Annotated in this window: 17 protein-coding genes; 6 read left to right on the top strand and 11 right to left on the bottom strand. The window is 63.1% G+C overall.

Annotation, left to right across the window (positions count from 1 at the left end):
• Positions 1–112: 112 nt before the first annotated feature.
• From METH_RS11885 to METH_RS11860, 6 genes are all read right to left on the bottom strand, one after another.
• Positions 113–454, bottom strand: coding sequence for a DUF427 domain-containing protein (locus METH_RS11885; protein WP_024090724.1), 342 nt, complete (start codon positions 452–454; stop codon positions 113–115).
• A 77-nt stretch (positions 455–531) separates the two neighbouring features.
• The gene (locus METH_RS11880; RefSeq protein ID WP_024090723.1) at positions 532–2,322 is read right to left on the bottom strand and encodes an aminopeptidase P family protein; all 1,791 of its coding nucleotides are present in this window, start codon (positions 2,320–2,322) and stop codon (positions 532–534) included.
• Between the two features lie 347 nt (positions 2,323–2,669).
• Positions 2,670–4,547 (bottom strand): cobaltochelatase subunit CobT, encoded by a 1,878-nt coding sequence (gene cobT / locus METH_RS11875; protein ID WP_024090722.1) that lies wholly within the window; start codon positions 4,545–4,547, stop codon positions 2,670–2,672.
• Complete coding sequence (locus tag METH_RS11870) at positions 4,544–5,245, bottom strand: aspartate/glutamate racemase family protein (RefSeq protein WP_024090721.1); 702 nt, start codon at positions 5,243–5,245, stop codon at positions 4,544–4,546. The genes cobT and METH_RS11870 overlap by 4 nt, the downstream gene beginning before the upstream one ends.
• Positions 5,246–5,263: 18 nt before the next feature.
• Positions 5,264–6,250 carry a cobaltochelatase subunit CobS gene (cobS, locus tag METH_RS11865; protein WP_024090720.1) on the bottom strand — a complete coding sequence of 329 codons (987 nt, stop codon included), beginning with the start codon at positions 6,248–6,250 and terminating at the stop codon, positions 5,264–5,266.
• 538 nt (positions 6,251–6,788) lie between these two features.
• Entirely contained in the window at positions 6,789–7,412 is a 624-nt protein-coding gene (locus METH_RS11860; RefSeq protein WP_024090719.1) for a DnaJ domain-containing protein, read from the bottom strand.
• 106 nt (positions 7,413–7,518) lie between these two features.
• On the opposite strand from METH_RS11860, the gene METH_RS11855 reads away from it, so the two are divergent.
• Complete coding sequence (locus METH_RS11855) at positions 7,519–7,773, top strand: BolA family protein (protein ID WP_024090718.1); 255 nt, start codon at positions 7,519–7,521, stop codon at positions 7,771–7,773.
• 16 nt (positions 7,774–7,789) lie between these two features.
• Here METH_RS11855 and METH_RS11850 read toward each other — a convergent pair whose 3' ends face one another.
• Positions 7,790–8,287 (bottom strand): DUF4177 domain-containing protein, encoded by a 498-nt coding sequence (locus METH_RS11850; protein ID WP_024090717.1) that lies wholly within the window; start codon positions 8,285–8,287, stop codon positions 7,790–7,792.
• 444 nt (positions 8,288–8,731) lie between these two features.
• Positions 8,732–10,243, bottom strand: coding sequence for an Asp-tRNA(Asn)/Glu-tRNA(Gln) amidotransferase subunit GatB (gatB, locus tag METH_RS11845; protein WP_024090716.1), 1,512 nt, complete (start codon positions 10,241–10,243; stop codon positions 8,732–8,734).
• Between the two features lie 291 nt (positions 10,244–10,534).
• On the opposite strand from gatB, the gene METH_RS11840 reads away from it, so the two are divergent.
• On the top strand, positions 10,535–12,880 hold the full coding sequence (locus METH_RS11840; protein ID WP_024090715.1) for a Tex family protein: 2,346 nt from the start codon (positions 10,535–10,537) through the stop codon (positions 12,878–12,880).
• 42 nt (positions 12,881–12,922) lie between these two features.
• On the opposite strand, the gene METH_RS11835 is transcribed toward METH_RS11840, so the two are convergent.
• From METH_RS11835 to pepN, 3 genes are all read right to left on the bottom strand, one after another.
• Positions 12,923–14,215 carry a hypothetical protein gene (locus METH_RS11835; protein ID WP_024090714.1) on the bottom strand — a complete coding sequence of 431 codons (1,293 nt, stop codon included), beginning with the start codon at positions 14,213–14,215 and terminating at the stop codon, positions 12,923–12,925.
• Between the two features lie 160 nt (positions 14,216–14,375).
• Positions 14,376–14,825 carry a hypothetical protein gene (locus tag METH_RS11830; RefSeq protein WP_024090713.1) on the bottom strand — a complete coding sequence of 150 codons (450 nt, stop codon included), beginning with the start codon at positions 14,823–14,825 and terminating at the stop codon, positions 14,376–14,378.
• Positions 14,818–17,370, bottom strand: a complete 2,553-nt coding sequence (pepN, locus tag METH_RS11825) for an aminopeptidase N (RefSeq protein WP_024090712.1) — start codon at positions 17,368–17,370, stop codon at positions 14,818–14,820. Before pepN ends, METH_RS11830 begins: the two co-directional genes overlap by 8 nt.
• 223 nt (positions 17,371–17,593) lie before the next feature.
• On the opposite strand from pepN, the gene METH_RS11820 reads away from it, so the two are divergent.
• From METH_RS11820 to METH_RS11805, 4 genes are all read left to right on the top strand, one after another.
• Complete coding sequence (locus tag METH_RS11820) at positions 17,594–19,741, top strand: malate synthase G (protein ID WP_024090711.1); 2,148 nt, start codon at positions 17,594–17,596, stop codon at positions 19,739–19,741.
• Between the two features lie 113 nt (positions 19,742–19,854).
• Positions 19,855–20,283, top strand: coding sequence for a GlcG/HbpS family heme-binding protein (locus METH_RS11815; protein WP_044008408.1), 429 nt, complete (start codon positions 19,855–19,857; stop codon positions 20,281–20,283).
• Between the two features lie 120 nt (positions 20,284–20,403).
• Complete coding sequence (locus METH_RS11810; protein WP_024090709.1) at positions 20,404–21,183, top strand: gamma-glutamyl-gamma-aminobutyrate hydrolase family protein; 780 nt, start codon at positions 20,404–20,406, stop codon at positions 21,181–21,183.
• Positions 21,072–21,710, top strand: coding sequence for a GNAT family N-acetyltransferase (locus METH_RS11805; protein WP_342667043.1), 639 nt, complete (start codon positions 21,072–21,074; stop codon positions 21,708–21,710). Before METH_RS11810 ends, METH_RS11805 begins: the two co-directional genes overlap by 112 nt.
• Positions 21,711–21,726: the final 16 nt, after the last annotated feature.

Genomic DNA, 21,726 nt, shown 5'->3' with positions numbered 1-21,726 from the left:
ATGCGGTACATCGGCGCCATGGCGCCGGCCGGGTTTGCTTCAGATAAAACCTGTTCCTGATGCCCGGTTGCGGCGCGGGATATGCGACCGCTCCGCAACCCGGACAGCCGGTTCAGACTTGTTCGACTTTGACAGAGTCGCTCAGCACGAAGGCCAGGCAGCCCTTGATTCCGGCCGCCGCTTCAGCCGGGTCCTCATAGCTCCAGGCCGCGTTTTCGGTGACCGAGGACTTGTTCGCGATCGAGAAGTAGCTGGCCTCGCCCTTGTGCGGGCAATGGCTCGATTTGCTGGTCCGGTCGAGGAAGGCCATGGCGATGTCTTCACGCGGGAAATAGATGACCGGCTCCATATCGCCCTCCGTCAGTTCCAAAGCATTGGAACTTTCCCCCAGTACAGCGCCGCCAGAGCGGACGACCCAGGTGCCTTCGGCCTTGCGGATACGGATATTGGTCATGCGTGTTTTCCCATTCTCTTCGTTCGTGTCGTCTGTTTCTGTTCAGTCTGTGTAACAGCCGGGTGTCAGCCTGCTTGTCACAAGGGGGCAGTCGCGGCATCAAGCCACACCTGTGCGGCAGGGCTGAGCTGCGGGCCGATCTTTGCCAGAACCTCCTGGTGATAGCTGTCGAGCCAGGAGGTCTCGTCGGCTGTCAGCATGGAGGCGTTCACCAGCCGCCGGTCTATGGGGGCAAAGGTGAGTGTACGCCAGCACAGCATTTCGCGCTCCGGATCGCCGCTGTCAAGAGCCGGGGCCTGTTCAACCACCAGAAGGTTCTCGATCCGGATGCCAAAGGCGCCCTCGCGGTAGTAGCCGGGCTCGTTCGACAGGATCATACCCGGTTCAAACGGCACATGGCTGGTGCGGGCCAGCCGCTGCGGGCCTTCATGCACGCTGAGGTATGCGCCGACGCCATGGCCAAGGCCGTGGTTGAAATCCTGGCCTGCCAGCCACAGCGGCATCCGCCCGATGCATTCGATGTCGCGGCCCGCCAGCCCCTTGGGCCAGCGCAGGCGGGACATGGCGATCATCCCCTGCAGCACGCGGGTAAAGGCAGCGCGCTCTTCCTCGCCCGGCGTGCCGATGGCGATGGTGCGGGTGATGTCGGTGGTGCCATCCAGATACTGGCCGCCGCTGTCCAGAACCAGCAGGTGGCCGTCCTGCAGCGTGGTGTCGGTCTCCCCGGTCACCCGGTAGTGCATCACGGCCCCGTTTTCGCCGGTGCCTGCGATGGTTTCAAAACTGATGTCGCAGAGGGCAGGGTCCTCGCGGCGCAGCGCTTCCAGTTTCTTCACCACGTCGATTTCGGTGATCGTGCCGGGGGGCTGCGCGTCGAGCCAGGCAAGCATTTCGGCAATCGCGGCGCCGTCGCGCAGGTGAGCGGCGGCACTGCCCTCAATCTCGGCTGCGTTTTTGCGGGCCTTGGGCAGGGCGCAGGGATCGCCTGCAGGCACCATCCGTTCGCCTAGCGCGTCCGCCACGATCTGCGGCACGGTGCCGGAATCCGCGGCGACGGAGCCGTTGATCGCTGCAGTTGCGTCGAGGAAGGCTTCGGGGGCATGCACGGAAACTGAGCTGCCGAAGTGGCCGTCCAGGCGGGCAAGCTTGCCCGCTGCCATGAACAGGTCGACACGGGCATCGCTGTGGAGAATGGCAAAACCATGCGCCACCGGGTTTCGCGCCACATCGCTGCCGCGGATGTTCAGCAGCCACATGATGCTGTCGGGCAGGGTGATCACCGCTGCCGCCTGGCCTGCATCCCGCAGGCCCTTGGCAAGGCGGGCGCATTTCTCGTCTGCACTTTCCCCTGCATGGTCGAGGGGATGCGCGGAAACCGGCTGCATCGGCGGTGCGGGCTGATCCTGCCAGATCCGGTCCACCAGGTTGCCGCATTGTGCCAGGGTGATGCCGCTGCCCTTCAGGTCCTGGGTCAGCGCGGTGATCTGGCCCGCGGCATGCAGCCAGGGGTCAAACCCGATCTTGCCGCCATCGGGAAGCTGTTCCTTCAGCCAGTCCGCCAGTTGCACCTCGGGCCAGGGCACGGGGGTGTAATCCGCTGCCACCTGGCGTTTTACCTGAGTGCGGTAGCGGCCGTCGATGAAGACGCCGGCGATATCCCGCAGTACTGCACAGAAGCCGGCCGAGCCGGTGAACCCGGTGAGCCAGGCCAGCCGTTCGTCGTGCGGCGCCACGTATTCGCCCTGATGCGCGTCGGCGCGCGGCACCAGAAAGCCATCGAGGCCTTCTGCCGCCAGTTCCTTGCGCAGGGCTGCCAGCCGGGGCGGGCCCTGTTCCGGGCGGGCGGTCACGTCGAAAGTCTGGAACATGGGGGATTCTCCTGAAGAATGAGCGGGGCGGCTTGGGGCAGATGCCCGTGGCGGCGTAAATGAATGGGCACGGCTGGGCGCGCCTTCTTGTCCCAAATCGCCTTGCCGCTGGCAAGCCTGACGATGCGGGTTTGCTGCGGGCCTTGCGGCACGGGGGAGGCGGCGGCTCCCGCCCGGTCTCAGGGCATCCTGTGATGCCCCCGGCCCGTTGGGCCGGGCACCGGATGCGGTGCATCCGGTGCCGCCGCGCGCGTCAGTGCGCGGCTGTGCCCAAGACTGAGGACGGCATCTTCGATGCAGGCCAAAGGCGCGGGAGGGCGCCTTTGGCTGAAGGGAGAGGGCTGACGTCAGCCGGCGCGTTTGATGCCCATTACCCGGGCGCGGGCGCGCGGGTCGCTGTCAAACAGGGCCGCCAGCTGCTCGGTCATCGCGCCGGCCAGCTGCTCCACATCGGTGATCGTGACCGCGCGTTCGTAGTACCGGGTCACATCATGGCCGATGCCGATTGCAAGAAGTTCCACCTGTTTGCGCTTCTCCACCATGGCAATCACATCGCGCAGGTGTTTTTCCAGATAGTTCGCCGGGTTCACCGACAGCGTCGAATCATCCACCGGCGCCCCGTCCGAAATCACCATCAGGATCTTGCGGGCTTCCTGCCGGGCCATCATCCGCCGGTGCGCCCATTCCAGCGCCTCGCCGTCGATGTTTTCCTTCAACAGGCCCTCTTTCATCATCAGGCCCAGGTTGGCACGGGTCCGGCGCATCGGCGCATCGGCGCCCTTGTAGATGATGTGGCGCAGATCGTTGAGGCGTCCGGGCTGCTGCGGCCGGCCGTCGTTCAGCCAGGCTTCGCGCGCCAGCCCGCCTTTCCAGGCGCGGGTGGTGAAGCCGAGAACCTCGACCTTGACGTTGCAGCGTTCAAGCGTGCGCGCCAGCACATCGGCGCAGATCGCCGCGATCGAGATCGGGCGGCCGCGCATCGAGCCGGAGTTGTCCAGGAGCAGCGTCACCACGGTGTCGCGGAACTCGGTGTCCTTTTCGACCTTGAAGCTGAGCGGCGTGGTCGGGTTGGCGACAACGCGGGCCAGGCGGCCGGCATCCAGCGTGCCTTCCTCCAGGTCAAACTCCCACGACCGGTTCTGCTGTGCCTGCAGGCGGCGCTGAAGCTTGTTGGCAAGGCGGGAAACCGCGCCTTTCAACGGTTCCAGCTGCTGATCAAGATAGGCACGCAGGCGTTCCAGTTCAGCAGGTTCGGCCAGGTCCTCGGCGGCGATTTCCTCGTCATGAGCGTCCTGAAACACCTTGTAGTCCGGGTCAGCCTCGGAGGCAGGCGGCGGGGCAGGCGGCTCCAGCGGCGCTTCGCCGTCGGGCATTTCGGTGTCTTCAGCGAACTCGTCATCCGCCATCTCGTCCATCGAGACCTGGGCCTGGCTTTCGTCCTGCTGCTGCTCCTGGGCCTGCTCGGGGCTGGCGTCGGCCTGTTCGTCCTCGGAATCGTCCTGGCCGCTGCTGTCCGGATCGTCCTGCTCTTCGGCGTTGTCCTCGGCATCGTCATTGGCGTCGTCGTCCAGCTCATCCGGGTCGTCGCCCAGCTGGTCGCCGTAGCCGAGGTCGGAAATCACCTGCCGCGCCAGCTTGGCAAACTCGGCCTGATCGGCGATCTTTTCGTCCAGGTCTTCCAGCGTGCCGCCGGCCTGGGATTCGATGAACCCGCGCCACAATTCCATGATGTTCGACGCCCCTTCGGGCAGCGGGCGCCCGGTGGCCAGATGGCGGATCAGATAGCCTGCGGACGCCGCCAGCGGCGCCTCGGAGGAGGATTTCATCTGATCATAGCCGCGCCGGATCGACTCGTTACGGATCTTCACATCGATGTTGGAGGCGGTGCCGGGCATGTGGCGCGCGCCCATCGCCTCGCAGCGGGCGGTTTCCATCGCCTCGTAGAGGTCGCGGGCCATTTCGCCCTGCGGCACATATCTGGAGTGGGTGGCGTCGTCGTGGAACTTGTGGCGCAGCGCCAGCGCGTCGGCGGTGCCGCGGGCCAGCAGCACTTCCTCACGGCTCATCCGGCGGGAAACCTGCGGCAGCCGCATCGAGTCGCCCGAGAGCCCCGAGGGATCAACGGTATAGCTGACCGACAGTTCCGGGTCGTTGGCCATCACCTTGGTGGCTTCGGCCAGCGCCTTCTTGAACGGATCGGCGGGGTTGTCGTTCGGCTTTTTCATTTCGTCATCGCCACTTCATCAAGGCTGCAGCGTCCGGCAGCGAGATCGGCCAGGACCGACACATGCACATCCAGCGCGTCAATTACGGTATAGCCCGGGTCCTGTTTGTCAAAGGCCAGGTTCAGGTCGGTGCCCGCCAGGACAATTGCCTCTGCCCCCATGTCTTCAACCATCCGCCGCCCGGCATCGATCATCTGGTCCCGCTGCGCTGCTGTGCAGCTACCGGCAACCGCCATGTCCTGATAGGCCTGCCCCAGCAAGTCGATCTCCGCGTCCAGCGCCACAGCGCTGGTCTGCTGCAGCTGGCCATAAAGGCGTGTTCGCATCACCACACGGGTGCCCAGCAGGCCAACCCGACGGATGCCTTGAGCCGTGAAATGCCCGTCGAGCGGCGCAACACCCGAAATTACCGGCAGGGAAGACAGCGCATTCATCTCTTCAACGCAGAAATGCGCCCCCAGCGACGTCAGCGCCACGCAATCGCAGCCGGCCGCCTTAAGGCGTTCAATCTGCCGGGCAAAGAGTTCTGCCTGCGTCGCGCGGTCATCGGCCAGATTATTGCGGATCAGGGTCTGTATGTCACCGTGGCTGATGGTGACATCCAGCTTGCTGCCCAACCGGTCCACCGCAGCGGTGAGCCGCTGATAGTATACGATGGTTGCCGCAACGCCGATACCGCCAATCAAGCCAATGTGCATCCGGTCTGTCCTGTCTGTTTACCCCAAGCTCACGCTTGCCGCGCTTTCCGGCAGTTCCTCGTCAAAGCAGCGCTGGTAGAACTCGGCTACGGTCTGGCGCTCGAGTTCGTCGCATTTGTTCAGGAACGACAGGCGGAAGGCATAGCCAACATCGCGGAAGATCTCGGCGTTCTGGGCCCAGTTGATCACCGTCCGCGGGCTCATCACAGTCGACAGGTCGCCGTTCATGAAGGCGGTGCGGGTGAGGTCGGCAACGGTTACCATCTGGCTGATGGTCTTGCGGCCCTTCTCGGTGTTGTAGTGCGGCGCTTTGCTGAGCACGATCGCGCTTTCGGCATCGTGGCTCAGGTAATTGAGCGTCGAGACCAGCGACCAGCGGTCCATCTGGGCCTGGTTGATCTGCTGGGTGCCGTGATACAGCCCTGTGGTGTCGCCCAGACCAACGGTGTTGGCGGTGGCGAACAGGCGGAAGAACGGGTTCGGGGTGATGATCTCGTTCTGATCCAAGAGGGTCAGCTTGCCGTCATGCTCCAGCACCCGCTGGATCACGAACATCACGTCGGCGCGGCCCGCGTCATATTCGTCGAACACGATCGCAACCGGGTTGCGCAGCGCCCAAGGCAGGATGCCTTCGTGGAATTCGGTGACCTGTTTGCCGTCGCGCAGCTTGATCGCGTCCTTGCCGATAAGGTCGATCCGCGAGATGTGGCTGTCGAGGTTGACCCGCACGGAGGGCCAGTTGAGGCGGGCGGCGACCTGTTCGATATGGGTCGATTTGCCGGTTCCGTGGTAACCTTGGATCATCACCCGGCGATTGTGGCTGAAACCTGCCAGGATGGCCAATGTGGTTTCCGGATCGAACTTATAGGTGTGGTCCACCGCCGGCACCCGCTCGGAGCCTTCGGCAAAACCCTTGACCGTCATGTCGGTGTCGATCCCGAACACATCGCGGACCGAAATCGTCTCGGTCGGTTTCGCATTCATATCCACAAAGCCGTCGGTCATCGCAGTCGATCCTTATCCCTCTTCCCTGCAGTCAGGGGTCATTTCGCGGGATTGGTGCCTGATCTGGCGGGCAAGGGCAAGGGAAAGTAGCGCCGCAAACCAGCTGAGGTTGCGATTGTTCAGGATCTGGACAGGAGGGACGGGAAAGGCGGGCAGCGCCCGATCCTATGAACAGCGCCCCCAGCCGGGCAGCGGGGGGCGCGTTTTGCCGGCGTTTGCTCAGCATTGGGGGTAGGCTGCAGCCGGCACTTCTTTGGGTAACCGGTCGTGGCGGCATACGTCAAAGAAATAAAAAGTCTATCCTAAAGTTTCGGCAAAAGACCGCCCATTGCGGACGGGCCGATAAGGCGCAGCAGGCGGGAAAGCGTCGGAATGGAGGCAGCCGCATTGCTGGCGGAAACCTCTGGCTGCGGACTGTCTTGCCGAATGGCTGTTCTGCCTTTTGCGCGGGCAGAAGTGCTTTGGAGAGCAAGCCCCCGCAGCCCGGCAAAAAAAGAGCGGCCCCTGGCCGCCCTTCGCGCATCGGTATTCCGGCTGCTTATTTGAAGCTTTTGCTGTCTTTGATCTGGTCCCAGGCCCACATGACCTCTTGCAGCTGCTCTTCCTGGCTGCGGTCGCCACCGTTGATGTCCGGGTGCAGCACCTTGATCAGCTTCTTATAAGCCTTGCGGATATCAGCCTTGGTCCAATCGTCCTTGGCCTCCAGGATCTCGACCGCGCGGCGCTCGGTGGGGGGCAGGCGGCGGCCTGCCTTGGCGGCGCGTCCGGGGTTCTGCGTGGCGTTTACACCCAGTACCTGATGCGGATCCTCGATACCCAGCCGCGCCCAGGCGCGGGCTTCGGGGTCGCCCAGCGGCTTGGTCTCGCGCTCCCAGACCTTGTCCTTGGAGCGCTGCGCGTTCAGCTCCGCCTCGGTGGTGCCTTCGAAGAAGTTCCACTTGTTGTTGTATTCGCGGACGTGCTCCTGGCAGAACCAGAAGAAATCATCCAGCACATCCGGCGCCTTGGGCGCGCGGAACTTGCCGGCTTCCTCGCAGCCGTCCTTGTCGCAGACACGAACGGAGGTTTCGGACGCGCCAGTGGCGGCCCGGCGTCCACGCGGATTCTTTTTCTTGGCTGAGCGGATAGACATATCAAAGCCAAAGGGATCGGACTTGCTCATGGGGGCGCACCTTCTAGACGCATCTGTTCGACTCGGAGGCAGCAGTTTAGTCTAAGGGGCGCCAGATAGAAGGGGGCGCGTCGAAAAAAGATGGGATGAGCGGAAAATGAACGTGAAGGAAGAGATGGAGGCAGCGCTGCAGGCGGCATTTGCCCCCAGCGCACTGGAGGTGGTGAACGAAAGCCACAAACACGCAGGCCATGCCGGCGACGATGGATCGGGCGAGAGCCACTTTGCTGTGATGATCCGGGCGGAGGCCTTTCAGGGCATGAACCGGGTGGCGCAGCACCGCGCCGTGCACAAGGCACTGGGAGGTATCGTGCCCCGCATTCACGCGCTGGCGCTGGATATCGGCGGATGAGGGCGCAAGGGGAGGATCAGTCCTCCCCATCGCCTTTCTGCTCGGCGCGTTTTTTCAGCGCGGCGGTCATGCCTGCAACCGGGCTCAGTTCTTCAACACCGTCATCTGATTGCATCCTGGCGGCACCGGGACCGGGCGCCAGGCTTGCATCCGGGGGCGCTTCCGGATCGCCGGCCGCGGCTGTCAGGGGCGGTGCCTGAGGCTCGGAACGGTGGAATGCGACCGAAGGCGCAGCGGGTTCCTTGCGGCCTGGGGGCGGTGTTTCCGCTGCCTGCTCCGCGGCAATGGCGCGGCGGAACACCATCACGTTACGCCAGTTGGTGGTCGAACCGGTAAGCCCCGAGCGTTCTTCGCTGGGCAGCAGTTCGGCGCGCTGGAATTCCCAGCCGTCAGCCGCCATCTCGTTCAGCAGGATCTCGACCGAATTGGCAAAGCGTGCCTCCGGGGTCTTTACACCCTTCGCCTTGGTGCCCTTGGCGGGGGCGGGGATAACTTTGTATTCGTAGGGGTGCATATGCTTTTCTCTTCCTGCTTGACGGCTTGTACCAAGCAATTTGGAGCGGGCCAAGACAGGTAATCGGGTTGAGGAGCGGGAACGGCCTGCCGAAGCTCAAAACCAGAAAGGCGCTAGCGGGGCGGCACAAAGCCTCCTGGCAAAGCCTGCGCAGGTTTCAGAAGCTATTCCGGTGCTTCAGCAGGTCTTCTGGTTTGTATGTATCGGGAAATAGGGGCCCTTCAGCACAGAGTGCAGGTGGCACCGTAGCTATCAATTTTTGCATTTCGCCGAATTTGCAGCCGCTTCGGGGTTTCGAATGACGTTGATTTGGTAAGCGTGAGGGATGCAGCCCGGTGTGATCGACCGGGCACTGGCTCGCGATACGTGCTGTTCAGCCCGCATCATGGAGCACAAAAAAAGGCGCCGCAGGGGCGCCTTCTTAAAATAGGGTTCCGGCAGGGATCAGCCGCCCAGTTTCTTGGCAACCAGCTCGTTCACCGCCTTGGGGTTGGCCTTGCCGCCGGTGGCCTTCATCACCTGGCCGACGAACCAGCCAGCCAGTTTCGGGTTCACCTTGGCTTTTTCCACCTGCGCCGGGTTGGCGGCGATGATTTCGTCCAGCGCGGTTTCGATGGCGCCGGTGTCGGTCACCTGCTTCATGCCGCGCGCGTCGACGATTTCAGCCGGGTCGCCGCCTTCGGTATAGACGATCTCGAACAGATCTTTGGCGATCTTGCCAGAGATTGCGTCCGAGGAAATCAGATCGATGATCCCGCCCAGCTGCGCCGGGGAAACCGGTGAGTCGGTGATGGCGTGGTCTTCTTTCTTGAGGCGGCCGAACAGCTCGTTGATCACCCAGTTGGCGGCCAGTTTGCCATTGCGGCCCTTGGCGGTTTCTTCAAAGTAGGCGGCCGCTTCCACCTCGGCGGTCAGCACCGAGGCGTCATAATCGCTAAGGGCGAAGTCTTTGATAAAGCGCGCCTTTTTCTCATCCGGCAGCTCCGGCAGATTGGCGGCGATATCATCCACCCAGTCCTGTTCGATTTCCAGCGGCAAGAGGTCGGGATCGGGGAAGTAGCGGTAGTCATGCGCTTCTTCCTTGGAGCGCATGGAACGGGTTTCGCCCTTGTCCGGATCATAGAGCCGGGTTTCCTGGTCGATCTTGCCGCCTGCCTCGATGATGGCGATCTGGCGGCGCGCCTCGACCTCGATGGCCTGCTGGATGAAGCGCATCGAGTTCATGTTCTTGATCTCGCAGCGGGTGCCGAGATGCGAGAAGTCCTGGGTTTCCTGGTACTTCTCATACTGGCCCGGCAGACAGACCGAGACGTTCACGTCGGCGCGCAGGTTGCCGTTCTGCATGTTGCCGTCGCAGGTGCCCAGATACTGCATGATCTGGCGCAGTTTGGCGATATAGGCAGCGGCTTCCTCCGGCCCGCGGATGTCGGGGCGGGAGACGATTTCCATCAGGCAGACACCGGTGCGGTTCAGGTCGACGAAGGACATGTTGGGGTCCATGTCGTGGATCGATTTGCCCGCGTCCTGCTCCATGTGGATGCGTTCCACGCGGACGTTGCGCGCGGTGCCGTCGCCCAGTTCCACCAGCACTTCGCCTTCGCCCACGATCGGGTGGTAGAGCTGCGAAATCTGATAGCCCTGCGGCAGGTCGGGATAAAAGTAGTTCTTGCGGTCAAAGGCCGACCACAGGTTGATGTCGGCCTTCAGGCCGAGTCCGGTGCGCACTGCCTGCTCGACGCAGTATTCATTGATGACGGGCAGCATGCCGGGCATCGCCGCGTCGACGAAGGCCACGTTGGAGTTCGGCTCGGCGCCGAATTTGGTGGAGGCGCCGGAGAACAGCTTGGAATTGGAGCTGACCTGGGCATGCACCTCCATGCCGATGACCAGTTCCCAGTCATGCTTGGCGCCCGCGATCACCTTGGGCTTGGGGAGTTCATATGTCAGGTCGAGCATGGTTTTCCGCCGTATCCGAATGTCTTTGGTTGCCAAGCGTTCTAGGCTTGTGCGGGGCAAGGGGCAAGGGGCTGGTGGCGGAGAATGCGCTGGGAGGCGCGGATACGTCCTTAATTGCTCGGGCTGTAAGCCCGGGCAGCGCCCGTCCGCCCCCATGGGCGGGCGCTTCGCTTCCGCCTGCGGACGGGCGCTGCCCTTTGCGATGGTTTGCTCGAGACTGATTCAGCCCCTTGGCGATGCGCCTGCGCGGAGCTAGAACTGGCAGCCCGAGCAGTTCAACAGGAGGCCGCCTTGGACACATCCGCCCGCATCAGCCAGACCATCGCCACAGAGATCGGCGCCGCCGCGAAACAGGTGAACGCCGCGGTTGCGCTGCTGGACGAGGGCGCGACGGTGCCCTTTGTCGCGCGCTACCGCAAGGAGGCGACGGGCGGGCTGGACGACACCCAGCTGCGTACCCTGGCGGAACGGCTGGAGTATCTGCGCGAGCTGGAGAAACGGCGGGCGGCGATCCGCGAGTCGATCCGGGGGCAGGACAAGCTGACCGATGATCTCGCGGCCTCGATCGCCAAGGCTGAAACCAAGGCGCAGCTGGAGGATATCTATCTGCCCTATAAGCCGAAGCGGCGCACCAAGGCGATGATTGCCAAGGAAAACGGGCTGGAGCCTTTGGCAGACGCCATTCTGGCGGACCGGAATGCAGATCCGGAGAAACTGGCCGAAGGTTATGTCACCGAGGCGGTGGCAACGGTGAAAGACGCGCTGAACGGGGCGCGGGATATTCTGACCGAACGTCTGACAGAGAATGCGCATCTGCTGGGGCGGCTGCGGGAATTCTTGCAGCGGGAGGCGGTACTGACCGCCAAAGTCATCGAGGGCAAGGAGCAGGAAGGCGCCAAGTTCTCCGACTATTTCGCGCATAGCGAGCGCTGGGCCGATGTGCCGTCGCACCGGGCACTGGCGATGCTGCGCGGATCTAACGAAGGCGTTCTGACGCTGGATGCCGGGCCTGAACCGGAAGAGGGCGTGGCGAGGGCCGAGGCGATGGTGGCCGCGGAACTGGATGCGGGCGGCAACGGTCCCGGCGATGCCTGGCTGCGCAAGGTGGCGGGCTGGACCTGGCGGGTGAAGCTGAGCCTCTCGATGATGCTGGAACTGATGGGCGATCTGCGCGGCCGGGCGCAGGAGGATGCCATTCAGGTGTTTGCGCGAAACCTGAAGGACCTGCTGTTTGCGGCGCCAGCCGGTGCGCGGCCGACCCTGGGGCTGGACCCGGGCATCCGCACCGGCGTCAAGGCGGCGGTGGTTGATGCAACCGGGAAACTGGTGGCCACAGAGACGCTGTATCCGTTTCAGCCGAAGAACGATTTGCGCGGCGCGCAGGTGTCGATCGTCAAGCTGATTGCAGAACACGGCGTGGAGCTGATCGCCATCGGCAACGGCACTGCCAGCCGCGAAACCGAGCGGATGGTGGCGGAGGTGCTGAACCATCTGCCTGCCAAGGTGAAGGCACCGACCAAAGTGGTGGTGAGCGAGGCCGGCGCCTCGGTCTATTCCGCATCCGAGCTTGCAGCGCGGGAGTTTCCGGACCTGGATGTGTCCTTGCGCGGCGCGGTGTCGATTGCGCGGCGCCTGCAGGATCCGCTGGCGGAACTGGTGAAGATCGAGCCCAAGAGCATCGGTGTGGGCCAGTACCAGCATGATGTGGATCAGCACAAGCTGTCGAAATCGCTGGAAGCGGTGATCGAGGATGTGGTGAACGGTGTGGGAGTGGATCTGAACATGGCTTCGGCACCGCTGCTGGCGCATGTCTCGGGGCTTGGCCCCGGCTTGGCGGAGGCGATTGTCGCACACCGCGACCTGAACGGGGCGTTCATGTCCCGCAAGGAGTTGCTGAAGGTCGCGCGGCTGGGCCCCAAGGCGTTCGAGCAATGTGCCGGATTCCTGCGCATCCGGGATGGCAAGGAGCCGCTTGATGCGTCCTCGGTCCACCCCGAGGCCTATGATGTGGCCCGCAAGGTGGTTGCGGCCTGCGGGCGCGACATCCGGCAGATCATGGGCGATGAAACCGCTTTGAAAGGTTTGCGGGCTGAAGATTTTGTCAGCGATAAATTCGGCCTGCCCACAGTCCGGGACATTTTGCAGGAGCTGGAAAAGCCGGGCCGCGACCCGCGCCCTTCATTTGTGACGGCATCCTTCAAAGACGGGGTGGAGCAGATCACCGACCTGAAGCCGGGCATGGTGCTGGAAGGCACGGTAACGAATGTGGCAGCCTTTGGCGCCTTTGTGGATATTGGCGTGCATCAGGACGGGCTGGTGCATGTCAGCCAGCTGGCGGACCGGTTTGTGAAGGATCCGCATGAGGTTGTGAAGACCGGGCAGGTGGTCAAGGTAACGGTCACAGAAGTGGACGTGCCGCGCAAACGGATCGGCCTGACCATGCGCAAAGATGGCGGTGCGTCGGCCAAGGAAGACCGTAATGCGCGCGGCCCGGCCAAGGGTGCAGGGCCGCAACGGGGCGGTCAGCCTGCAGGCGGAAAAGGCAAAACATCTGCCAGCCCCAAAGGGAGCCAAGGCAAGGAGCAGGGAACAGGCGCGCTGGGTGCGGCGCTGATGGATGCCTTTAAAAAGAAGTAGCAAAGCGGGGCCTTGGCCCCGTTTTTCATGAGAACCGGCCGGCTATGCCGGGCTGAATTGCAGGCCGTGGTTGGTAAAGGCGACTTTCTGCCCGCCTTCGATCTCTCCGCGGAATTGCCCGGCTATGGCGGCAAGCGCGCCGTCATGGCCGCGGTCGGCAAAGCGGCTGGCGGAACGGGTGCGGGCACTGTTGTCAAAGCCGTCGGCGGCATGAGCCCAGACCAGCGGATGCAGTTCCGACAGGTGATCGCGGATCAGCCAGGTTGCAGCCTCGGCAATCTCCAGCCGCGGCACGTCGGCCTGCAAATTCTGCCCCAGGCCCTTGCGCAGGGAAACCGTGCAATAGGCGGCCAGCAGGTTGATCATCTCCTGCGAGGGGTTGGCATTGACGATGTCCTTCAACCCGTCGAGGAAGAGCCGGGTGTCAACACGGGCGCAGGCCTGATCGTCGATGGAAATAGCGTCGAAGTAGACCCAGGTGTAGCCGCCAGCCCCCCAGGTTTCCTCCGTGCGGGACGCGGAGCGGCGGGCCTCCAGTTCGAGGGCCGCATAGGAACCGGACCGGCGCGGCAGCATATGGGTGCCGAGTGTGCGCATGTGGCGGTGATTGCCGGGAGCAAGATCGATCAGCGCGCCGAATTCATCCGCCACCCGCAGCGTCCCGGTATTGCGGCCGGCAAACAGCGCGCAGTGGGCGGCTTTCAGGAACGGGCTGTGCCGGCAGCCTTCTGCAATTGGCTCCAGCAAGGCCGCGGCACGGTCGAAATGGGCGGCGCAGCGGCGCTGGTTCGGCTGCGATGCCACGGTTTGACCACCGGTCCCGCGCCAGGCCCAGCCGATGTCGATATGGGCAAGGGCAACCAGGGCCGTCAGATAGGGATCTTGGCGGTTCTCGGCCCGCAGCGCCTCGAACGCCATCAGGCCGCGGATCAATGAGCGGCTGCAGACATCCTGGTCCTCCGCCAAAGCATGTTCGGTTGCGTTCACAACATCAGCCCGGGCGCCATAGGCGACGAAGTCAGCCAGCGGCAGTCCGCCGCGGGCGGCGGCGCGGGCTTGATCTGCGTCACGGATTTGCCGGGACAGTTCGTCCCAGCGCTCCTGCCGGGCCAGAAACTGGCCGCGATCCTGGGCCTGGATGCACTCCGGATCGCCCTTTGCGCTGCAGACCGGGATGGACAGGCTGTCTGCCAGGCGGCGTTCCGGAAGCTCCGCTGCCGGGGCTGGATGCGGAGCAGGGACAGGAACAGGAATGGCAGCAGGCTTGGCGCGGTCGGAAACCAGATCTGAAATTCGGGACAGAAGATCCCGTGCCTGTCGAGAGGTTGTGAGCATTTGCGCTTCCTGATGAGTGGCAGCTTGTCGTTGCTCACAATGTCGTCAGAGATTGGGGCGCAAAGATGGCGGCACCGGGAAAGTTAACGCCTCAATGGGAACATTCGCGGGGGGCAGCGGCGCGCGCGACGTCAAATGTGCAAATTTAAGGGTGGGGCCGTTAGAACGCAGTGAAATGGTGACGTTCGGTTTTGATGCCGCGGGCTTGGAATGCGGCGTCTGCTTCAGCGTGCGGCGGGGTGGCCTCCTGCGGCAGGCGGATGCGCTTGCCGCTGCGCAGGATCAATGTGGCGCGGACTGAGAAATCCCATCGGGTGTCAAAACGCACACGGTCGATCTCCCCAAGTTCGGCTTTGCCGGTCAGGCCTCCGGTGAACCATTCGATCCGGTTTCCCGAAAGCATGAGCCCTGACAGGGGGTTGCGGATCAGATCCAGAAGCGCGGGGACAACCGGCAGGGCCAGCAGGATCACCAGCAAAACGGCGGCATCCAGCAAGAGCCACAACAGTAGCAATACCGCCAGCCAGACGCCCGTTGCCAGCATCGCAGCCGGAGAGCGGCCCCGGCGGGAAAAGCTGTAGCCCGCCGCCGGAGAGGGTGTTTCAGGCATCCAGGATCCGGGTGATCATCTCATTGGTGTCCCGGCTGAGACCCGGCGCGCCGGCAATACGGCTCATCTGGGCGCGGAGCAGCGCTTTCCGGTCCGTACCATAGCGTTTCCATGTCTGGAAGGCAGCGCACATACGGGCGGTGGTCTGCGGGTTCAGCTTGTCCAATGCAATCAGGTTGTCTGCCAGCAGGGCATAGGCCTCGCCGCTTGCATGATGGAAGCCCGCGTGGTTGCCCGCCAATGCGCCAAAGACCGCGCGGAAACGGTTGGGGTTCTTGATGTCGAACAACGCGTGTTTCGTCAGAGCCGCCGCGGTGGCTGCGGTTTTCTGTGGCGCGGAGCAGGCGACCTGCAGGGCAAACCACTTGTCCATCACCAGCCGGTCGTCCTGCCACTGGTCAAAGAATGCCTGTGATTGGGCATCACCCTTCTCGGCTTTCATCAACGCGGCAAGGGCGGCGTATTGCTGGGTCATGTTGTCCGCAGCTGCGTATTGGCGCACTGCCTGTTCGCCGCCGTCCAGACGGGTGAGCAGCGACAGGATGCGGCCATTCAGGGCGCGCTTGCCGGAACCTTTTGCATCCGGGGCATAGGCGCCGTCCACTGTGGTGGCGGCATACAGCCGGGGCAGGCTGGTTTCCAGCTGCTGCGCCAGCGTCTGGGTGAAGGTCTCTGCCGCGTCGTAAATTTTCTGCGGATCGGGTGTGAAGCCGCGCTCATGCAGGGTCTGGGCGATGTCGGCCTGGCTGGGCGGGGTCAGAACCAGTGCGCGGAAGGCCGGATCCTGATTGTCGTCACGCACCAGCTTTTCCAGCGCATCGAGATAGGCCGCATCCGGTGCGGCGCCATCCAGAACCATTGCCACGCGGGTCTCCTTGGCCAGCGCGTTGCCTGCCTCCCAGCGGTTGAAGGGGTCGGTGTCATGCGCCAGCAGGAAGGCGCGTTCGGCGTTGGTGGTTTCACGCTCCAGGATCACCGGGGCGGAGAATTCACGCAGGATCGACGGCACGGGTTTGGAGGCGAGGCCGTCAAAGGTGAAGCTTTGTTTCGCCCCGGTCAGCTCCAGCACCTCGGTCGGGCGCACTTCGCTGCCGTTGGGAGACAGCAGGCCCACCGCCATCGGGATCACCCGCGGCGCCTTGTCCGGCTGGCCGGGCGTCGGGGGCGTCGATTGCTCAAACGTCAGGGTGTAGGTGCCGTCTGCAAAGTCTTCCGAAACTTTCACCCGCGGGGTGCCGGCCTGGCTGTACCACAGCTTGAACTGCTGCAGGTCGCGGCCAGTGGCGTCTTCGAACACTTTCAGCCAGTCCTCGATGGTGCAGGCCTGGCCGTCGTGGCGCGCAAAATACAGCTTCAGTGCCTTGTAGTAGTTTTCGTCCCCCACCAGGCGTTTCAGCATGCCGATCACCTCGGCGCCTTTTTCGTAGACGGTGGCGGTGTAAAAGTTGTTGATTTCCTGGAATTGTTCAGGCCGCGGCGGGTGCGCGAGGGGGCCGTTGTCCTCCGGGAACTGGCGCGCGCGCAGGGTGATCACATCTTCGATCCGCTTGACTGGTTCCGAGCGCATGTCGGCGGTGAACTGGGCATCGCGGAAAACGGTCAGCCCCTCCTTGAGGCAGAGCTGGAACCAGTCGCGGCAGGTGATCCGGTTGCCGGTCCAGTTGTGGAAATACTCGTGGGCGATGATTGCTTCGATGCGTTCAAAATTTGCATCTGTGGAGGTTTCCGGGGACGCCAGAACGCAGGAAGAATTGAAAATGTTCAGCCCTTTGTTCTCCATCGCGCCCATGTTGAAGTCGTCCACGGCGACGATGTTGAACAGGTCGAGGTCGTACTCAAGCCCGTAGACGTCCTCGTCCCATTTCATCGACTTCTTCAGCGCCTCCATGCCAAAGGCGCATTTGTCCTCGTCACCGGGGCGGACCCAGATGTTCAGCTCGACCTCCTTGCCGGACCTGGTGGTGAAGGCGCCGGGGTAGTTGACCAGATCGCCCGCCACCAGTGCAAACAGATAGGCCGGCTTCGGCCAGGGATCGTGCCATTCGGCCCAGCCTTCGCCCTGGCCAACTGGGTTGCCGTTCGAAAGCATCACCGGCTCGTCGCCTTCGATCCGGACAGTGAAAGTGGACATCACGTCGGGGCGGTCGGGGTAGTAGGTGATCTTGCGGAAACCCTCGGCCTCGCATTGGGTGCAATACATGCGGTTGGACATATAGAGCCCCTCCAGCGCGGTATTGCCGGCCGGGTTGATTTCCACCTCGGCCTCCCAAGTGAAGGGGGCGCTGGGCACATTGCAGGTGAGGCCTTTATCGGTGGCTTCGGGCGCGACGTCCTGGCCGTCGATCTTTGCTGAGATCAGCTGAAGGTCTTCACCGTGCAGGAAGAAGGTCTTGTCTGCTGCATCCGCTTTGGGCGCAAAGCGGATCTTGCTGAGAACGCGGGTGGTTTCCGGCGTCAGGCGGAAGGTCAGGTGAACGCTTTCAACGTCATATCCAAAAGGGGTGTACTCTTTCAGGTAGAAGGTTTGGGGCGTGTCTTTGGCCATTCTCGCTCTCCTCTGCACCGGGTCCTTTCAGGTGTAGCGGATAGAGGCGGCGCTGCAAGCGGATTGGTGGCTGTAACGACGCAACCGGAAAAATCCGCAGCACTTTCTTGAAAATCAAGAAATTGAGTTCGGTTTCAGAGGTAGGCTGTTTTGTTGCCGATCGGAAACTTCTCCCCTAGTTATGGAACAGCATACTGTGGTGCACCGTCCAAAGGAGCAAGTCATGAGCCGGGTCGAAAAGCAGGGAATTCAGGTTGCGCCGGAATTGGCGGATTTTATCGAAAAGCAGGCACTGCCCGGTACCGGGGTTGAGGCAGAAGCGTTCTGGGCGGGCCTGGCGGAGCTGGTGAACGGGCTCGGCCCGGAAAACCGCGCGCTGCTGGACAAACGGGAAAAGATGCAGGCGGAAATCGATGCCTGGCATATCGCCAACCGGGATAAGCCGCATGATCACGAGGGCTATAAGGCTTTTCTGACCGGCATTGGCTATCTGCTGCCCGAGGGCGGGGATTTTGAGATCGAGACGCGGAATGTGGATCCCGAGATCGCCTCGGTGCCGGGGCCGCAGCTGGTGGTGCCGATCACCAATGCCCGCTATGCGCTGAATGCGGCGAATGCCCGCTGGGGCAGCCTGTATGACGGGTTTTATGGCACCGATGCGATGGGCAGCCCGGCGCCCAAGGGCGGTTATGACAAGGGCCGCGGCGCGCGGGTTGTGGCACGGGCGCGGGTGTTCCTGGATGAAGCCTTTCCAATTGACGGCGCCAGCCACGCGGATGTGCGCCGCTACTATGTGCAGGACGGGCAGCTGCTGGTCGACGATCTGCCGCTGGCGCAACCGGAGAAATTCGCAGGCTACCGCGGCAACCCCAAGGCGCCGGAGGCGGTTCTTTTGCGTAACAATGGCTTGCATGTGGAGCTGGTGTTTGACCGCGCCCATGCGATCGGGGCGCGCGATCAGGCGGGGCTGGCGGACGTGCGGCTGGAAAGCGCCATGTCTGCAATCATGGATTGCGAGGACTCGGTGGCTTGCGTTGATGCCGAGGATAAAGTGCAGGCCTATTCCAATTGGCTGGGGCTGATGAAGGGCGATCTGGAAGCGAAGCTGGACAAGGGCGGCAAGAGCATTACCCGCCGTCTGAACCCGGATTTCGGCTTCACTGCGCCGGACGGCTCTGCGATGTCCGTGAAGGGCCGGGCGGTGCTGTGGGTGCGTAATGTGGGCCATCTGATGACCAACCCGGCGGTGCTGGATCAGGACGGGAAGGAAGCCTATGAAGGGCTGCTGGACGCGCTGATCACCGTCCTGATCGCCAAGCACGACTTGAAGCGCGAGGGCGGCAACTCGGCCCACGGTTCTGTCTACGTGGTGAAGCCCAAGATGCATGGGCCGGAGGAAGTCGCCTTTACCGACCGGATCTTCGGCAAGGTCGAGGATATCCTGGGCCTGCCGCGCCACACCGTGAAGATCGGCATCATGGATGAGGAGCGCCGCACCTCGGTCAACCTCAAGGAATGCATCCGCGCGGCCAAGCACCGGGTGGCCTTCATCAATACCGGTTTCCTGGACCGCACCGGGGACGAGATCCACACCTCGATGGAGGCGGGGCCGTTCTCCCGCAAGGACTTCATCAAGCGCAAGGGCTGGATCGGCGCCTATGAGAACCTGAACGTGGATATCGGGCTGGAATGCGGCCTGAGCGGCAAGGCACAGATCGGCAAGGGCATGTGGGCGATGCCGGACATGATGGCGGCGATGCTGGAGCAGAAGATCGAACATCCGAAATCCGGCGCCAATTGCGCCTGGGTGCCAAGCCCGACCGCCGCGACCCTGCATGCGCTGCATTACCACAAGGTGGATGTGTTTGCGGTGCAGAAACGGCTCAAAGCAGGCGGCCGCCGCGCCCATGTGGACGGTATTCTGGAAATTCCGCTGGCCACCTACCGCAAATGGACGCCGCAGCAGATTGCACGCGAGGTGGACAACAACGCGCAGGGCATCCTCGGCTATGTGGTGCGCTGGATCGACCAGGGGGTGGGGTGCTCCAAGGTGCCGGACATCAATGACGTCGGCCTGATGGAAGACCGCGCCACTTGCCGGATCTCCGCCCAGCACATTGCCAACTGGCTGCACCACGGCGTGGTCAGCGAAGAGGAGGTGATGGGCTCCCTGCGCAAGATGGCCAAGGTTGTGGACGAGCAGAACCGCGGCGACAATACCTACCGTTCGATGGCGCCGGGCTATGACAGCATCGCCTTCCAGGCGGCCTGCGATCTGGTGTTGAAGGGCCGGGTGCAGCCATCGGGCTATACCGAGCCGGTGCTGCACGCCCGGCGGCTGGAGTTGAAGGCGCAAGAAGCCACGAGCTGACCGCGGCAAACTGACCGGATGAAACAGTTTCCTCTTAATCAGGGGTAGTCAAAGGGGGCCTTTTGGCCTCCTTTTTCCTTTCGTGACGTCAGGTAACGGGAGGAAGTACGCCAATGTCAGGGATTTCACTGGATCAGGCCCGCACGATCATCCACAAGGCGCTGGAAAGCGGCCGCGCACTGCAGCTGAAACCGCTGTCGGTGGTGGTGCTGGATGCAGGCGGCCATGTGCAGGCGTTCGAGCGCGAGGATAGCGCGGCGCCGGGCCGGTTTGCGATTGCGCATGGCAAGGCCTATGGCGCGGTGATGCTGGGCATGGCGGGCACGGCGCAGATGGCCCGTGCAGAAGCACAGGCCTATTTCATGGCGGCGGTGAACGGTGTCTATGGCGGCCAGGTGGTGCCGGTGCCGGGCGGAGTTCTGGTTAGGGACAGTGCGGGTGCCGTGATCGGGGCCGTGGGTGTCACAGGCGACACCTCGGACAACGATGCGATTGCCGCAATGGCTGGCATCGAGGCCGCCGGATTGCAGGGCGAGATCTGAAACGGACAGATATTCCGCAGCGTTGTGCAGGGCTGAACAGTCTGTTGCGCCGTTGTCCCCGTTGATGTGGAGGCCGCAGGGAGGTAGGTTTTTCTTAACACATCATAAGAAGAGCGGACTATGGCCCGATCCAAAGTTGGTATCATCGGAAATTCCTACCTGATCAACGATCAGTATCCTGTCCATGCGGGCGGAACCATGAACTCCGAGGCGATTGCCGAGGTGGCGGGTTGCATGCCGCTGATGATCCCGTCAGATCCGCGGTTTGTCACGGTGGGCGAGCTGCTGGAGAGTTTTGACGGGTTTCTGCTCACCGGCGGGCGCCCGAATGTGCACCCGCATGAATACGGCGAGGCCGAGACCGAAGCGCATGGTGCCTTTGACCGGGCGCGCGATGCGATCGCGCTGCCGCTGATACGGGCCTGTGTTGACCGCGGCCAGCCATTCCTGGGAATCTGCCGCGGTTTCCAGGAGGTCAATGTGGCGATGGGCGGCACGCTGCATCCGGAAATCCGCGACCTGCCCGGGCGGATGAACCACCGGATGCCGCCGGATGGCACGCTGGAGGAGAAATTCGCCCTGCGCCATACGGTCAGGTTCAACCCCGGCGGGGTGTTCCACCGGTTGTTCGGAGCCGAAGAGGTGATGACCAACACATTGCACGGCCAGGGGATCAAGCGTCCGGGCGCGCGGGTGGTGGTTGACGGGCAGGCGCCCGATGGCACGCCGGAAGCGGTATATATCAAGGATGCGCCGGGCTTTACCATGTCAGTGCAGTGGCACCCGGAATGGGGCGCGGCCAGCGATCCGGTGTCGCGGCCGCTGTTCGAGGCGTTCGGCGATGCGGTCAGGGCCTGGGCGGCTGGCGCGGCGCAGGCTGGATTGCAAAGGTCAGCTTAAAAGGTTTGTATATGGCAGTTGGTGCGAGGAGGGAGGCTGGCGGCAGGCCGGTTTCCAGCGTTATAAGGCAATTCAAAGCAAGTGATGCAGCGGCGCTGGCGGATGTTTTCTCGTCCGCTGTTCATGGTATTGCCAGCCGGGTATATTCTCCTGCGCAAATCAGCGCATGGTGCCCCAAGACACCGCCAAGTGACGCGATCCGGCAGAAGCTGTCCGATGGCCGGGCGGTATGGGTGGCGGCAGATGACGAAGACGTGCCGGTGGCTTTCATTGATCTTGAGGCGGACGGCCATATCGACATGCTGTTCTGCCATCCCCGTGCCGCAGGGCAGGGCGTTGCGGTGATGCTTTACGGAAAACTGGAAGAGGCTGCGCTGCGCCAGGGAATCAGGCTGTTGTATGTCGAGGCCAGCGAAGCGGCGCGCGGCTTTTTCGAACGTGCGGGGTTTGCCATGGACAAGCGGTGCGAATTTGTGCGCGGCGGTGTGAAAATTCACAACTACCGGATGGTCAAGATTCTGGGCTAGGCGAAGAACCTGCAGC

The sequence above is a fragment of the Leisingera methylohalidivorans DSM 14336 genome (genome assembly GCF_000511355.1).
Taxonomy (GTDB): domain Bacteria; phylum Pseudomonadota; class Alphaproteobacteria; order Rhodobacterales; family Rhodobacteraceae; genus Leisingera; species Leisingera methylohalidivorans.
This window is presented reverse-complemented; position numbering and strand designations above follow the sequence as displayed.

Bases quoted from the DNA above. Each gene is read 5' to 3' on its own strand.
- METH_RS11885 (WP_024090724.1), bottom strand. From the start codon at position 454: ATGACCAATATCCGTATCCGCAAGGCCGAAGGCACCTGGGTCGTCCGC.
- METH_RS11880 (WP_024090723.1), bottom strand. From the start codon at position 2,322: ATGTTCCAGACTTTCGACGTGACCGCCCGCCCGGAACAGGGCCCGCCC.
- cobT (WP_024090722.1), bottom strand. From the start codon at position 4,547: ATGAAAAAGCCGAACGACAACCCCGCCGATCCGTTCAAGAAGGCGCTG.
- METH_RS11870 (WP_024090721.1), bottom strand. From the start codon at position 5,245: ATGCACATTGGCTTGATTGGCGGTATCGGCGTTGCGGCAACCATCGTA.
- cobS (WP_024090720.1), bottom strand. From the start codon at position 6,250: ATGACCGACGGCTTTGTGGATATGAATGCGAAACCGACCGAGACGATT.
- METH_RS11860 (WP_024090719.1), bottom strand. From the start codon at position 7,412: ATGAGCAAGTCCGATCCCTTTGGCTTTGATATGTCTATCCGCTCAGCC.
- METH_RS11855 (WP_024090718.1), top strand. From the start codon at position 7,519: ATGAACGTGAAGGAAGAGATGGAGGCAGCGCTGCAGGCGGCATTTGCC.
- METH_RS11850 (WP_024090717.1), bottom strand. From the start codon at position 8,287: ATGCACCCCTACGAATACAAAGTTATCCCCGCCCCCGCCAAGGGCACC.
- gatB (WP_024090716.1), bottom strand. From the start codon at position 10,243: ATGCTCGACCTGACATATGAACTCCCCAAGCCCAAGGTGATCGCGGGC.
- METH_RS11835 (WP_024090714.1), bottom strand. From the start codon at position 14,215: ATGCTCACAACCTCTCGACAGGCACGGGATCTTCTGTCCCGAATTTCA.
- METH_RS11830 (WP_024090713.1), bottom strand. From the start codon at position 14,825: ATGCCTGAAACACCCTCTCCGGCGGCGGGCTACAGCTTTTCCCGCCGG.
- pepN (WP_024090712.1), bottom strand. From the start codon at position 17,370: ATGGCCAAAGACACGCCCCAAACCTTCTACCTGAAAGAGTACACCCCT.
- METH_RS11820 (WP_024090711.1), top strand. From the start codon at position 17,594: ATGAGCCGGGTCGAAAAGCAGGGAATTCAGGTTGCGCCGGAATTGGCG.
- METH_RS11815 (WP_044008408.1), top strand. From the start codon at position 19,855: ATGTCAGGGATTTCACTGGATCAGGCCCGCACGATCATCCACAAGGCG.
- METH_RS11810 (WP_024090709.1), top strand. From the start codon at position 20,404: ATGGCCCGATCCAAAGTTGGTATCATCGGAAATTCCTACCTGATCAAC.
- METH_RS11805 (WP_342667043.1), top strand. From the start codon at position 21,072: ATGGGGCGCGGCCAGCGATCCGGTGTCGCGGCCGCTGTTCGAGGCGTT.